Annotated in this window: 10 protein-coding genes; 5 read left to right on the top strand and 5 right to left on the bottom strand. The window is 53.9% G+C overall.

Translation table 11 applies throughout. From position 1 onward, the window contains the following. Window positions 1-216: cytochrome b/b6 domain-containing protein (locus K5905_RS11645; RefSeq protein ID WP_297583874.1), on the bottom strand; the 216-nt coding region annotated here is incomplete at its 3' end. Between the two features lie 55 nt (window positions 217-271). Beyond that, the gene (locus K5905_RS11640) at window positions 272-856 is read right to left on the bottom strand and encodes a YceI family protein (protein WP_297583872.1); all 585 of its coding nucleotides are present in this window, start codon (window positions 854-856) and stop codon (window positions 272-274) included. Window positions 857-1294: 438 nt separating this feature from the next. Here K5905_RS11640 and K5905_RS11635 point away from each other — a divergent pair, with 438 nt between their 5' ends. The 5 genes from K5905_RS11635 (at window position 1295) to K5905_RS11615 (ending at window position 8119) form a co-directional block, all read left to right on the top strand. Continuing rightward, window positions 1295-2014, top strand: coding sequence for a glycerophosphodiester phosphodiesterase family protein (locus tag K5905_RS11635; protein ID WP_297583870.1), 720 nt, complete (start codon window positions 1295-1297; stop codon window positions 2012-2014). A gap of 187 nt (window positions 2015-2201) precedes the next feature. Further along, entirely contained in the window at window positions 2202-3176 is a 975-nt protein-coding gene (locus tag K5905_RS11630) for a FecR family protein (protein ID WP_297583868.1), read from the top strand. 121 nt (window positions 3177-3297) lie between these two features. After that, window positions 3298-6021, top strand: a complete 2724-nt coding sequence (locus tag K5905_RS11625; protein ID WP_297583867.1) for an EAL domain-containing protein — start codon at window positions 3298-3300, stop codon at window positions 6019-6021. Between the two features lie 131 nt (window positions 6022-6152). Beyond that, window positions 6153-6956, top strand: coding sequence for a DeoR/GlpR family DNA-binding transcription regulator (locus K5905_RS11620; protein ID WP_297583865.1), 804 nt, complete (start codon window positions 6153-6155; stop codon window positions 6954-6956). Beyond that, on the top strand, window positions 6953-8119 hold the full coding sequence (locus K5905_RS11615) for an MFS transporter (protein ID WP_297583863.1): 1167 nt from the start codon (window positions 6953-6955) through the stop codon (window positions 8117-8119). Before K5905_RS11620 ends, K5905_RS11615 begins: the two co-directional genes overlap by 4 nt. Window positions 8120-8177: 58 nt before the next feature. Here K5905_RS11615 and K5905_RS11610 read toward each other — a convergent pair whose 3' ends face one another. The 3 genes from K5905_RS11610 to K5905_RS11600 all read right to left on the bottom strand — a co-directional run. Then, a complete protein-coding gene (locus tag K5905_RS11610) occupies window positions 8178-9635 on the bottom strand; it encodes an NAD-dependent succinate-semialdehyde dehydrogenase (protein ID WP_297583860.1) in 1458 nt (485 codons plus the stop codon). Window positions 9636-10043: 408 nt separating this feature from the next. Next, window positions 10044-10397 carry a helix-turn-helix domain-containing protein gene (locus K5905_RS11605; RefSeq protein WP_297583857.1) on the bottom strand — a complete coding sequence of 118 codons (354 nt, stop codon included), beginning with the start codon at window positions 10395-10397 and terminating at the stop codon, window positions 10044-10046. A 218-nt stretch (window positions 10398-10615) separates the two neighbouring features. Then, window positions 10616-14647: translocation/assembly module TamB domain-containing protein (locus K5905_RS11600; protein WP_297583854.1), on the bottom strand; the 4032-nt coding region annotated here is incomplete at its 5' end.

Below are 14647 nucleotides of genomic sequence, written 5' to 3'. Positions count from 1 at the left end.
ATTGACCAAGCGCCACGCCAAGCGGAGCACTGCAAGCGCGAGGATCACAAAACCGATTGATTTATGCAGCTGGTAAAGTTGAAACGTCGCCGGGGCGGTTTGATCAAGCGTGGTCAGGTAGAGACCAAAGGCAAGCATGCCTATGATCAGCAATGCCATCGTCCAATGAAACAGGATGGCGATGTGTCCGTATCCGGTTGAAGTGTTGCGCAGCATTGCTGGCTCCCTGGAACGCAGAGGCCGGTCGGTTCCGGCCTCTGTAACAATCAGCTTAGTTGGTCTGAGCCGCTTTCAGTGTTTCTGCGTGGAAAGTCACGCTTACTTCGTCGCCGACATAAGGAACAAATTTGTCCATGCCGAAGTCTGACCGGTTCAAAACTGTTGTTACCGCAAAACCGGCAGCTTCCTTTTTTGCCATCGGGTGTTCACCCATGGCCGTCACCTGAACGTCAAGAGTGACCGGTTTGGTAATGTCCCTGATGGTCATGTCACCGGTGACTTCAAGCTGGTTTTCACCGGTCTGTTCAACTTTGGTGCTTTTGAAGGTCGCCTTGGGAAACTTTGCGGCGTCAAAGAAATCCGGGCTCTTCAGGTGTGCATCCCGGTCAGACCAGAATGTATCGAGGCTGTCGATGTCGATGGTGAATTCGATGGAGGAGTTTGACGGCGCATCCTTGTCGATCAGCAACGTTCCATCCCAACTGCCGAAACGGCCATCGGTGGTCGAATAACCAAGGTGGTTGTAGGTGAAGGAGAGATTGGCGTGGGATCTGTCAAAGTCGTAGGCAACTGGCTCGGCAACAGCGGTGCCGGCCAGAAGAGAAAGTGCAAGCGCGGAAGCGGCAAATCGGATCATGATCAAACCTCTAGAGTGTTTTTAGGAGCGTTCGCTCATGAACGCTGTCCGCCAGATATAGGTAAAAACGGCAGTAGCGCTATTTGACTGTCTGTTCGTGCTGACTGAACAATTTCCCAAGCCCGGTTTGTATTCGGATTTTCATATTATGGCTATTAATTACAGGGGCTTGTGCGAATGGACGTGCGGGGTTTCATCGCAATCAATGCATGATAGTCTTCCGCTCCGCTCAACTGGAATCAATTGTTTTTGAGTGGCATTGAATTCAACCAGAGGTGGCTCTTGTCCGTAGTTGCCTGAATCTACGAGTTAAGATCAGGTGTCATCAATCCATCACCAAATTCAGGCACCAGTGTATCAAGTTTTCCTCAAGAACGGTTCAACGTCAGCCCACAATCAGCTTCGGACTTCCGGTCCGCAGGCACAGGAGAGACAATCGTGAAAAAAGCAGTCATTGTGTGCCACCGGGGAGCGTGTCTGGTTGCGCCGGAAAACACGCTGGCCTCTCTGGAAAAGGCAATAGACATGGCGGCGGACGTTGTTGAACTTGATGTCAGGCCTTCCAGGGATGGCGTCCTGTTTGTCATGCATGATGCAACGGTCGAGCGGACAACAAACGGTGCGGGCAGGGTCTCGGAAATGATGTCTTCAGAGATCGATCAGCTCGATGCCGGTGCCTGGTTCGGTGGTGAGTTCAAAGGTGAGCGCGTGCCGCGTCTTGAAACATTTCTGGATGCCTGTCGCGGACGGATCGGGACATACGTTGAAATCAAGGAAGGTGATCCCGCGGAGATACGGGACATGTTGGCATTGCGTGGCATGTTGAGCGATGCCTGGACCTTTTCGTTTGATCAGTCTATCCGTGCAGAAACGCGCGCAAAAGTACCGGATTTCAGGCGTATGGTTCTGTTTGCACATGTTGGTTCCGTTGAGCGAGCTGTCGCTCAGGATGCTCACATTCTTGAATTCCATCAGGACGATCTTGACGAAGCCTTGCTTGCAGAAGCCAGGGACGCAGGTCTTGTGACGCAGATGTTTTATGCAGGCAAAGACAGGGCTGTCTTTGAGAAAGCTGTCCGCTGCGGAGTGGAGCAGATGAACATCGATCATGTTGATATTTTCAGAGACGTTGAAAATGAACTTTTTGCCGCTGCGTAATTGGTTGTAAGGCGACATGGTGCATCTTTAAGTAAAGATCTGAATCTTATTTTCAAGGATAAGAATAAAAATACGATCTATTTGTATTGAGGTGTGGGCTCGGATAATTCAAAGATTCGAGGAATTATTCTTTCAAATTCACCTTGGGTTAAGCGCAGGTCGTTACTGTGCTCGAATGTTTGTTCGAGTGAGCGGTGTCATTATGGCTGTGTTAATACTTCGTCGCAGCATCGAGATGGGCATCTCGATGGGGTTTGCAAGAGCCTTCCGCTGTGGTGAGCGGAAGGGTGGGTTGTTGGCGTTAGCCATGCTTCTGCCAGCGCTCCTTCTAGGCGCGACCGCCGACGCCGTCGCAGCCGACTGGGTCGTGAAGCGAGTTTCAGGAGTAGTTTATTTTGTTGCTCCGAATGTCGATGCATTCAGGGCGCGCAAGGGAATGGTTTTCAAAAAAGGATATACCATTGGAACGCGTGTCGGCGCACGGGCGCTGATTACGCGCGGGAACGAGACGATCACAGTCGGTCCCAATACAACTTTTGCTCTCTCTAGCCATCGCAGCAACGGTACGCAAACCACATTGTTGCATCGAAAAGGCAAGATCGAAGTTGATGTAAACAAACGTCAGAGACCACACTTTGTGGTCGAGACACCATTCTTGGCCGCAGTCGTCAAAGGCACTCAATTTGACGTTTCGGTGCACGGAAAGAAAGTGCGGGTCTCGGTTCAGCGTGGCCTGGTCGAGGTAGAAGACTTTGCATCCGGAGATCGGGCTGATTTGCAGGCCGGGCAAAGCGCATCGAGCGCTCCGGCGCAAAAGGTAGGGCTGTCAGTTGGCGGCAAAACGAAACCGGTCATTCGCACAGGGCCCAAGCGCGCTCCAGCTTTTGTTACTCCAGCAGTTGAGAATGTGCCTTCAAACAGTGCCGCATCGACTGCTACCGCGACTTCATCTTCTGGCGGCTTCAGCTTCTTCGGCAACGGTAACAGCAATGGCAATTCGGGTAGCAACGGAAACGGTAACGGAAACAGCAACGGTAACAACGGCAATTCCGGTAACAACGGAAACAGCAATGGCAACAGCAACGGCAATTCCGGCAGCAACGGAAATAGTAACGGCAACAGCAACGGAAATGGCAACGGAAACGGTAACGGCAATAGCTAATTCGGTTTCGTGCAAGTTTGGTAAGAAAATGCGTCTATTGTTGTCTGATTGATTGGTGACTTGAGTTTTGGGGGCTCAAATCTGGCAAGATATTGGTAAATTGCGCGTCCTGAATGTTGGCTTGTTCGTAATTCTTGCGGTTGCGGCGTTGTTTTTGCTGCGAGTTTTTGGTGTTTCCGGCTCAATTGACAGGTTCTTGTGGGAGACGCGATTTTCTTTCGATCAAAGGTCTGTTTCGGGTGAAATCGTGCTCGTCGATATCGACGCACGCAGTCTTGGTGAACTCGGCGTCTGGCCATTGCCCCGCCGGGTTTTTGCACAGCTGACAGACCGGCTTGCGGAAGAAGACGCCCGGGAAATTGTTTTTGATGTTGATTTCAGCGCCGTTTCCAATCCGGAAGATGACAGGATATTCGCGGATGCCATTGAAAGGGCAGGAAATGTAAGTCTCGCTGTCTTCAGTCAATCGGCTTCTGCAGGTGGCGACGCGACTAAGGTTACCAACGTTCCACTGGACAGGTTTCTGGAAAATGCCTGGCCTGTGGTTGTCATGGTTCCAATGGAAACTGACAGCCGAATTTGGCGCAATCTGTATGGTTATGAGATCGAAGGTGTCTCAGAAGTCTCCGCATCTGCATTTCTTGGCGACCATACTGGAAATGCGGCAGGAAGCTTTGGCCTTGACTACAGCATCGCAATCGATCGCTTGCCTCGGGTTTCTCTGGTCGACGTCCTCCATGGAGCTTACGAACCAGGTGTATTCGCAGAAAAAAAGATCATTATCGGCGCGAGCGCACTAGAGCTGCGGGATCTGTTTCCTGTACCGGTATTCGACATTCTACCTGGAAGTGTAATTCAAGCGCTCGGCGCTGAAACGCTTTTGCAAAAGCGGGCGATGACCGTGCAGGGAGAATGGATGGCGGTCTTCCTGGTGTCCGTCATCTTCCTGCTTTTGCTGATGACAAAGGTTGAAGGATGGGTGATCAAGATCGTCATCCTGTGCCTGGCTGCGCTGGTGATAGAAGTGTTGGCATTTGGAATTCAAAAGTCATCGCCAATCCTGGTGCCGACCGCCAGCGCTCATTTCGTTTTGCTGTTCGCGGCTGCAAGTGTGGTCGTGAGGGAGCTTGGATTCCACAAACTCTTGTCCCACATCGCCACGATCAAGAGGCGGAACAGCGAGCGCATGCTTGGGCAAGTTTTCGACGACAGCTTCGATGCGATTGTCGTTATCGACAAGGAGGGGCGGATCACGGCTGCAAACAGCACTGCGAGAACACTCTTCGCGAGCGATGCTCTTGTTGGCGAATTGGCCCGGTCTGTTTTGCCTTTGGCATTGGTTGAAGAGACGATTGCAGTCCTGGCGGCCGGTACTGAGTGCGTAGCCGCTCCACGGACGATTACACTTTCAGGAGAAGGATTAAGTCAGCAATTCATCGAATTTGTTGTGACAAGATCTGAAAGGACACTGGCTCGGAAAGACGAACGTCGTGATCTCGAGACCGAGGCGTTGGCCTGTTTAACTTGTCGGGACGTTACCGAAGAGCGGCAGGCGACAGAACGATTACGATATCTGGCTCGGTTTGATCCGATAACTGATCTGTTGAACCGAGGTGGTTTTGAAAAGGATCTGACCCGTTTGATGGAGGAGGTTCAACATCAGGGAAGAGACCTTTGTTTGGTCCAGTTTGCTGTGTCCAACTTCGATCAAATCATTGCGACCCTTGGTTTTTCTTATGGTGACAGAATTCGTCAGGAGATCGCAGCCCGGCTGAAGAGCCATTTGTCGCTTGAGACGACATGGTCAGCGATAACAGCAGATGTTTTTGCTGGTGTATTTCCATGTGAGCAATCAAACGATCGCATTTTGTCCCGGATTGAAAAAATTCGAAGGGTCATTTGCGAAGACTATTCGATTGAAGGAGCAAGAATTTCTGTCCAGCTCAAATTCGGGTTCGTGCAGTCTGACGGAAGGAATGGCTCGGAAGATTTGTTGAGGCGATCCGGAAATGCACTTGCAAAGGCGCGGCGGGATGAGCGGTTCGAAGTCCTGCGTTTTGAGCCTGAAATGGGGGCAGCACTGCAACGCCGCCGGAAGCTCGAAACGGAATTGTTTAAGGCGATTGCCCGTGATGAATTGAGGCTTGAATACCAGCCGTTGGTCAACCTGGAAGACAATTCAGTGTTTGGGACTGAAGCGCTTTTGAGGTGGCAAAATCGAGAATTCGGAAACGTTTCACCCGTGGAATTCATACCGATTGCCGAGGAGAATGGTTACATCGTCGAACTGGGGGCTTGGGCGCTCAACCGGGGAATGAAAGAGGCTCTGGGTTGGCAAAAGCCACTGCGCCTTTCCGTCAATATTTCGCCGGTGCAATTCACACGTGGCAATCTCGTGACCACAGTGTCCGAGGCGCTGGAGCGCAACAGGTTTCCTGCCGATAGGCTCGATCTTGAAGTGACGGAATCCTTGTTCCTGGGTGACAGCCAGGACCTGAAATTCTGTATGGAAGAATTGAAGGCGTTCGGTTGCAGTTTCTCACTCGACGATTTTGGCACCGGGTATTCTTCATTGGGTTACATTCCCAAGTTTCCGTTCTCGAAAATCAAACTGGATCAGTCATTCGTCAGGCAATCATTTTCAAATGAGAAGGATGTTGCCGTAATCGAAGCGGTTCTTCATCTCGCGCGCGGCTACGGGATGTCGGTTCTGGTTGAGGGAATTGAAACACCAGACCAGGCATCTAAACTCAAAGAGCTCGGTTGTCCTTTAGGGCAGGGATATCTTTTTGGTCGGCCAATGAGCGCCATCGACCTTGCAGCAACTCTCGTAAAGGCAGCCTGATTTATAACCAAGGACCGCGCTCTTTCAGATAGCGCGCAATTACGCTCTTTATGCCTTGGTGTTGCGCATTGTTGCACGATTAATTCAAAAATTTCTTGAATGTGCATTATTTTGCGTGATATTGCACGTTTATGTCTACTGTTTCCTATTTTCCTGATCAGCGGCGTGCCGCAATTCTCGAAATCCTGTCACGAGGCGAAGCTGTGTCGGCAGCAGAGCTTGCTGTAAGGTTCTCCGTGTCAGAAGACGCAATTCGCAGAGATTTGCGCAAGTTTGCAGCCGAAGGGTTGTGTGAAAAAGTTTATGGCGGTGCGCTGCCGATCGCACCGTCTGCTCAACCTTATGCCAAGCGCGCAAAAGAAAATGTCGGTCGGAAACAAGCGCTCGCGGAAACCGCCTTGTCGCTTCTGAAGCCGAGAGACTGCGTTTTTTTCGATGCCGGCAGCACTAACGTTGTTGTGGCGGAATGTCTGCCAGATAATCTTGAATTGACGATCGTAACAAATTCCATACCTGTGATGACGGTGTTGATGGGACGTCCGGGCATCAGTCTGTTTGCTCTGGGAGGACCGATCAATTCTCAGGTCGGGGGCGTTACCGGCGCAAAGGCCGTCATGGACCTGCAACAGTATCAGTTCGATCTGACTTTCCTTGGAACCTGTGCCTTGTGTCGGGAGAAAGGCGTCAGTGCCTTTGACGGCGAGGATGCTTATGTAAAGCGTGCTGCGGTCGAGAATAGCAACAAGATAGCTGTAATGGCGACGGCGGAAAAACTCGGAACGCGTCTGCCTCATAAAGTTCTCGACTTTGACCGGATCGACCACCTGATTTTTGAAAAGGATACGGCACAGCAGATCCTTCGCGATTTTCAGACCGACAGCAATCAGGTGCTGGTAGCCGGAAAAAGTGGAGCACAGTTGGCGGTGGACTTATGAGCACGGTCGAAAACCATCAGTCACCGGACCGGCCAACGACGCGCCTGGCAACCCGGTTGGTGTTTTTTGTTGCCGGGTTCGTGCTTGGGTGCTGGTCACCGCTGATACCATTTGTGAAGCAAAGGCTGGCGCTGGATGAGGCTGGATTGGGTTTGCTTTTGCTTTGTCTGGGAATTGGGTCGGTTCTGACAATGCCCCTTGCGGGGATCGCCTGCACGCGGTTCGGTACCCGCAAGGTCATTGTGTGGGGGGGGATTGGTCTCACCGTCATCTTTCCGGTCGTCGCGATCACGGCCTCTGTTTGGGCAACTGTCGCGATTGTTCTTTTGATCGGAGTCTTTCTCGGCCTTCTGGAAGTGGGCATGAACTCGCATGCCGTTGAAGTTGAGCGCGGTTCAACAAAACCGTTGATGTCCGGCTTTCACGCCCTTTTCAGTGTCGGCGGTTTTGCCGGTGCTGGTGGAGCAATCCTGTTGCTCACCGTCGGAGTTACTCCGTTCCTGACCGCGTTTCTGAGCGCCGCGACCGGTTTGGCGATCATATCGGTAGCCTGGCCGTTCTTGCTGAAAAACGAAAAGGAAACTGAAAGCGGAGCCCTGGTGTTTCCGAAGGGCATCGTTCTTGTCATTGCACTCATGACGGCAATAACATTTCTGGTCGAAGGGGCCATTCTCGACTGGGGTGCGCTTCTGGTCACCGGTCAGGGTCTGGTCGAGATTTCGATGGGTGGTTTCGGCTACATGCTGTTTTCGGTGGCAATGACTATCGGCCGTCTTTTTGGCGATCGGTTTGTTGCGGCGATCGGCAGCAGGCAATCTCTTGTATGGGGCGGGGCTGTCACGATTGCCGGAGTACTGCTGATCACCACCGCGCCTCATGTTTGGGTTTCCGGCGCGGGTTTTGTGGCAATCGGCTTCGGCGCGTCCAACATCGTGCCGGTTCTGTTCAGCCTTGCCGGGGCTCAGCGGGCAATGCCACATGGCCAGGCGGTAGCGGCTGTCGCGACTGCTGGGTATGGCGGAATTCTTCTTGGACCGGCTGCGATAGGCTTTGTCGCGGAGGTTTCCAGTTTGCCGGCGGCCTTCTTCCTCCTCGCGCTGTTGATGAGCATCATTCCGATCTTTGCCTTCCGCGCGACAGCCGCAATAGCAAAGCCCTGCTGAGTGCCAGGCTGCAGCAGGGCTTTGATAAACTTTGCAAGACGGCGTTTTCGTCTGACGATCAGACGCCGAGACCGCCAATGCAGTTGTATTTGATGTTCAGATAATCATCGAGCCCGTATTTCGAACCCTCGTTTCCGATACCGCTTTCCTTGAAGCCGCCGAATGGGGCAACTTCCGTGGTGATCACACCTTCATTGACGCCGACAAGACCATATTGCAGTTGTTCCATGACCCGGAAACACCGGCCAAGATCCTGAGCGTAGAAGTAACAGGCAAGGCCGTATTCCGTGTCATTGGCCAATTGAATTGCCTCAGATTCGCTATCGAACCTGAAGAGCGCGGCCAGAGGACCAAAGGTCTCCTCATGGGCAACATTCATGTCGCTGGTTGCGCCTGTGATCAAAGTGGGCTCGTAAAAGGTCCCTTTACCTCCGGGACGCTTGCCACCGGTGACAAGCGTTCCACCTTTGGCCAATGCATCTTTGACGTGATCGGCGACTTTTTCGACGGCAGCCTCGTTGATCAGGGGACCCTGCGTCGTATCCGCATCCAGACCGTTCCCCACTTTCAGCTGCTCCGCCATGGCGGCTCTCAGCTTTTCAGCGAAGACGTCGTAAACCCCGGTTTGCACGTAGATCCGGTTTGCGCAAACGCAGGTTTGTCCGGAATTGCGGAATTTACTTGCAATCGCTCCATCAACGGCGCGGTCGAGATCGGCGTCGTCAAAGACGATGAAGGGCGCGTTTCCACCCAGTTCCATCGAGATCTTCTTCATGTTCCTGCCGGCATTGGCGGCCAATAATTTGCCGACCCGGGTCGAACCGGTGAAGGTGATCTTCCGGACCGTCGGGTTTTCACACATTTCCTCACCAATTGCAGGCGCGTCGCCGGTCACGATGTTGATGATGCCGTCCGGCAGTCCGGCTTTCTCGGCCATCACACCGTATACCAGCGCGGAGAACGGAGTGAATTCAGCCGGTTTCATTACCATGGTGCATCCGGCTGCAAGTGCAGCCCCCAGCTTGCGGGCGATCATGGAATTCGGGAAGTTCCACGGTGTGATGGAAGTAACGACACCGACGGGTTCCTTGGTCACCAGTATGCGTCGGTCCGCCCAGGGAGAGGGGATTGTATCGCCATAAATCCGTTTACCTTCCTCGGCAAAGAAACGGATGTATTTCACGCCAAGGGAAATCTCTCCCTTTGCCTCAGCAAGTGGTTTACCCATTTCGGTGGTCAGCAGAACGGCAAGATCATCAATCTGATCCATGATCGTGTCGCAGAGCTTATGCATCAGGTCGGCGCGCGTTTCAGCTGTCATGGCCTTCCAGGCGGGCAGGGCAGCTTCGGCCGAAGCGATGGCGCGTTGTGTTTCCGCGCGTCCGCAATAGGGGACCGTTCCGACCGTTTCACCTGTCGCTGGATTTGTAACAGCTATCGTTTTGCCGTTATCGGCATCGTGCCACGCCCCGCCGATAAACACCTGCTGTTTTAAAAGTGCTGGATCGATTGTCATGAAAACCTCCCTGAGACAGGCCAAGGGCCTGAAATTTGAACCGTGCCGAATGGACACCGATAGTCTGTTGCTCAGAGATAGTGGGGAGCGAGAGCCGCATGCAAGCGCTTTTCAGTAGCAATTCGCGTTGCTGGGCATTGAACCCGGTTGCTCAGGTGTTTCAGTGTTGAAATTCAAGCGCTTGCGGCATCCACCTGATCGTTGCGATCGGAGATAATGAGGCTCCGAGAATGGCTTGGAGGATGCGCAGAAGGAAAACAGTATTTCCTCCTTCAACCGGGCAGCCAGGTGTTGACCGTCCGGCACAATCACGACCTTGTCTGGAGAGCCAAGCCCTGGTCTCGACAAGGGTTCCAAAGTGGTCTGTTCGACACCGTACACAAAGACCGGACCGGAGAATTCAGGAACTCAGGAACCGCTCAGCCGTTCTTGCAAAACCGCAATTTCATCCGCAAGGGTTTGGGCCTGACGCTGAACGCGATCAAGGGCGACGCGCATGTTGTCGAGGTCTGAGACCGCCGGTTCATCTACCACAGGCGGGGCTCCCCGGCCGACGAGCAGCCATGTCGGGCTGACGTTCAGAACACCTGCGAGCAGGACCAATTTGTTGGACCGTGGTTCGGAGCGATCCGATTCCCAACTGTGCAATGTCGCTGTCTTGATGCCGAGCCTTCGTGCCAGCTGTGCTGTCGACAGACCTGAAATGTCCCGCGCCTTGCAGATACGCTCTCCAAGTGTGTAGTCGCTGCTGCTTGTGGACATGGCATCGCTCCCGACATTGCCGACCGTCTGTGACACTATATGAAGGGTTTTCTCCGGATGGGGCGGAGTATTTGTTTTGTATGGGTAGGTCATGGCGCGCACACTTGCATGTTAAGCCTGTGCACCGCAACAGCTGATCCGGCATTTGTCGCATTGAGATAGCGAGACGGCGTGTTTGCGCGAATCAATTGTTAAAAATTACGGTGAGTTGAAAGCGATCAATATTCTCGTTCAAAGAATATCCCGGCTTTCGAGGATCCGTCCGCGCCGACTTCTCCGCGCACCTTGAGGCCTCGATCCAGGTCGATATCAACCTTGACGCGGCTTGAACCTGATCCGGTTCCCTGTTCCACCCCAAGGTAGATATTGTCGTTTATGTATTTGCCGACCGAAACCGACGGTCCGTCTTCACCATCTGTGTTGATGTCGATTGCATCCAGTCCCAGTGACTTGCGGATCTGGGCCAGCGGCCCGTTGTCACTGCCCCCGGTTAGGGTCGCGATCGCCGCGGCAAGGCTCGCCACCTGCGTTGCAGATAGGTTGCCTACGCTCTTGCCGAAGAGCAACAGAGCCAGAACTTCATCCTGAGGCAACTCGGGAGAGGAGGTGAAGGCAATTTCCGGATCGTCTGCTTCACCGCTGACGGTCACTGTGATGGTCGTGTCATTCACCGTGGTCGTCGCCGCGAAGTCGATAAGTGGGGTGAGCGATCCTTCAAAAGTCGCGCTGCCACGCGAAAAGGTGAGGCGGCGGGTCAGAATGTCCAGTTGGCCCCGTTTCAGCGAGAACGCTCCAATTGCCTGCGGGTCTGCTGTTGTACCGACGATTTTCAAATTACCCTGCAGTTCCGCATCCAGACCTCGTCCGCGGATAAAGATGCGTCCCGGTGCCGACAGCACGATATCCAGCCGTGGCGGGAACGTCCGCTGTTCAGTCTGAGTTTGCTTGGCTCCGCCACCAAGCTCCTCCACTTGCTGCATGATAGCCTTGGAGGCATTCACATGGCGCACCTCAACCGGCGGAATAGCTCCGGGCAGATATTCCGGAATCGTAATATCCGCCTTGTTGATCGTGACAGATCCACCGATCAGGGCCGCCCCGGAAGGGGATGCCAGTGGACCGGAGATTTTCAGGTCTGCGTCGACTTCAGCCGACACCAGGCCGGGGTCGACATAGCGTCCCTTGTTCAGCTTCAAGGCAAGATCCGCCGGAAAGCCGTTATTCATGCCGACGGTGCCGGCGGCCGAGAGTGTGCCGCCCGTTGCCAATTCTCCGGTAATCCCGTTCAGCGAGGCCTGGTTCTGATTGACCGCAGCCGTGCCTGAGATGTTTTGAACCGTCAATCCGGTCGACAGGCTGGTAACCTTTAGTCCGGATGGCGTTGCCGTGATCTGATAGGCCGGTGACGTTGCCGATCCGCTGATAGATCCTTTGAGCGCAATTGCTCCTTCACCGCGTAATCCAGCTTCAAGCATGGGGCGCTTCAAAGCAGCCGTCGGAATTGTACCGTCGAGCGTTATGGACAGTGGATTGGGTTGGGCAAGTCCAACGGTACCCGATGCCGCAAGGTTCAAGCCGTTGGGATCATTTACTTTCGTGTTTTGCGAAACCTGATTGTCTTTCAGGGTTCCGGAAGATTGCAGAGCGAAAGTCGAAAGACCGTTGTTCTTCAGTTCGGTCGCTGTCAGTCCGGCCCCGGTCAGGTTCCAGCTGGCTTCCGGAGACGATGAACTTCCTTTTGCCGTCACGTTGCCGGAAAGCGTTCCCCCAAGGCCAAGGGATGGAACGAAGGCGTTGGCCAGGTTCAGGGGAACAGACTTCAGTTCGGCCGCGACATCGAGCGTTTGACCGGCTTTGCCTGATATTGCCAGGGACCCATTTCCCAGCTCCAGTTCCAGAGGCTGAATGGTCGCGTCGCCATCGGCATAAGAGATCGTCGTTGGTTGCTTCAAACGGCTGGCAATGCCCTGATAGCGCATTGCCAGTTCCGAAAGATCGACAACGTAACTGTTGCTTTCCGGCTGCTTGACCAGCGCAGCAAGCGTGAGTCCATCCTGACTGCCCTGATCCATTTTAACTTCGGCATTGATCGTGGTGCCGCCGTCTTCCGGCTTTGCAAGCACTTTGACTGCGTGAATTGGCGTAGCGTCCGTGACAAGGTCGGAAACCTCGATGTCAGCGGTCAGGGTTTCGGGTGTGAAGGGAGCAGCAACATTTGCTTTGATCGCCAACTGTCCGACGCTGACCGAAGGCAGGGTGATGTCGGAACCATCAAGGTCAACCACCACCGACTTTTTGTCCGGATCCGCCAGAACGCTGCCCTGCAGGTTGCCGCTGATCTCCGTAAGAAGAAGAGGAGACAGGGACGCAAGGTCTGGCGCGTCGATTTTAAGGTCACCCTTAAGCGTTTCGACGGGGTTGTTCAGATCAGACACGGCTAATTCGCCAGAAACCGTGTTACCGGCCAGTTTTAGCGAGAGCGGGTTGATATCCGCACCGCCATCCTTGCTCGTCAGTTCCACATCGACAGCAATTGGTTGTCCATTGAGAGAAGCGGAGCTTTTGACAACCGCCGTCGGCGCAGACATATCGGCTGTCGCATCTGCGGAGAAGTCGAGATCTTCAAGCGGTGTTCCTGCAAGCATGATCTGTTTTGAAGTCGCCTCAACATTGACGGCGAGAGCATCGACCGGCCCTGATGTTTTGGCCGTAAAGTCCAGGCTTCCTGCGAGTTGAGTATCGACCTTTGAAAGGTCCGCAATCTCAGCGGCCACGTCGGAAGAGAGGGACTTGTCCTGATATCGGGCGGAGCCTTTGGCATCAATGGCTTCGTTTTTAACAGCAAAGCTTTTCAGGGTGATGTCGTCCTGACCGGAAAGTTCAACCGACGCATCGATCTGGCTTTTTCCTGCCATTAGCGCATCAGCCTGGGGAACTCCGGTGACAAGGTCCCGAGTAATCACTGATGCCGTCGCAGAGCCGGAGATGTCTACCGGATCCAGATCAACCGAGAAAGACGCCGCCACGTCTCCTCCGAGATCGCGACCGGCCAGATCCGAGAATATGACAAGATCCCTGAGAGAAACCCTTCCCTGACCCGAAACACTGCTCTTTGAAACGAGTGTGTCCGTGAGTGCGATGATCGCTGCGGAAGAATTGACGGACAGGTCTTTGATCTGCACCGACTGCGCGGCCCCATCAACTGTGCCGGTGCCTTTGAGGGCAAGTGGACCCGACAAAGGCTCAGTTTGCTGCGTCAACCCTTTCAGGTCCGCAATGCTCAGATTCAGTTCGAAGGGAGAAGTCAAGTTGCCTGAAGACAGGTCGGCTCCTACACCCGAAGCCTTGAGTTGGACTTTCCCGGTTCGCGCTTCCGTGGTTTGAAAAGAGGCAAGACTGAGGTCTGTTGACCATTGAGCGGCAGATTGTGCTCCAGTTACGGAAAAATCCGCCTCCAGCGGCCCGAAAGCGATGCGCCGGTTTCCCAGATCGACCCCGATGAGCGCACCGCCACCTGCGTCGATTGCGAGTGAACCGCTGGCCGTGATGTTTCCGTCGGAGAGCGTGGCATTTGTGTCCATGGACACGGTTTGTGTCTTCAAGGAGACATCGGCAGCCTTCGGTTTGAAATCCTGTGTGAACGTGGCTGATCCTGAAGCGTTCGTTGTTCCCAGCAGAAACACATGTGCCGCAGGAGGTGAAAGAGGGGCCAGATCTCCATCGAGGTCGAAGGAGAGATGACGTTCCGATGCCTGTTCCGCTATCTGAGCCGAACCGGTTACCGTTGTATGGCCGTCCAGCGCGACTTTGAGGTTGGCCGCCCAGTTTGTCAAAGGACCATCGCCGGTCAGGGTCAGGTCGACGGCCGGAAGATCGGGAACGTCCAGCAACCTGGCTGCCAGGCCACCCCGCGGTTCCGACACGGCGATGTCGAATGCGAGTGTCTCTGCAGAGGGCTCGAACTCAGCACCGGCTTTTAGGGTTGCGTCAACACCGTCTATCCTTTTGACATCGATATCTGCTTTGATAACCGCCGGGTCCAGCGCGAAAGAGCCAGAACCTGCTGCAAACATGGAAACGGGAGCCCCGAACAGGCTTTCACCAAGATTGATTTCCGACAGTGTCAGGCTTTCAAGAGAAATGTTCACGGGCAGGGTCAGACCACCCGAACGTGTTGTTTCCTCGTCAGCCGTTGAAGCATCAGCAGGGGCTGTTGGCAGGCGGTTGAGGTCTATCTGATTTGCGGAGAT

Origin of the sequence: Roseibium sp. (assembly GCF_025698965.1) — a bacterium.
Lineage (GTDB): Bacteria > Pseudomonadota > Alphaproteobacteria > Rhizobiales > Stappiaceae > Roseibium.
Note: the sequence above shows the minus strand (reverse complement) of the source record. Positions and strands in the feature narration are given on the sequence as shown.

Bases quoted from the DNA above. Each gene is read 5' to 3' on its own strand.
- K5905_RS11605 (WP_297583857.1), bottom strand. From the start codon at position 10,397: ATGTCCACAAGCAGCAGCGACTACACACTTGGAGAGCGTATCTGCAAG.
- K5905_RS11610 (WP_297583860.1), bottom strand. From the start codon at position 9,635: ATGACAATCGATCCAGCACTTTTAAAACAGCAGGTGTTTATCGGCGGG.
- K5905_RS11615 (WP_297583863.1), top strand. From the start codon at position 6,953: ATGAGCACGGTCGAAAACCATCAGTCACCGGACCGGCCAACGACGCGC.
- K5905_RS11640 (WP_297583872.1), bottom strand. From the start codon at position 856: ATGATCCGATTTGCCGCTTCCGCGCTTGCACTTTCTCTTCTGGCCGGC.
- K5905_RS11620 (WP_297583865.1), top strand. From the start codon at position 6,153: ATGTCTACTGTTTCCTATTTTCCTGATCAGCGGCGTGCCGCAATTCTC.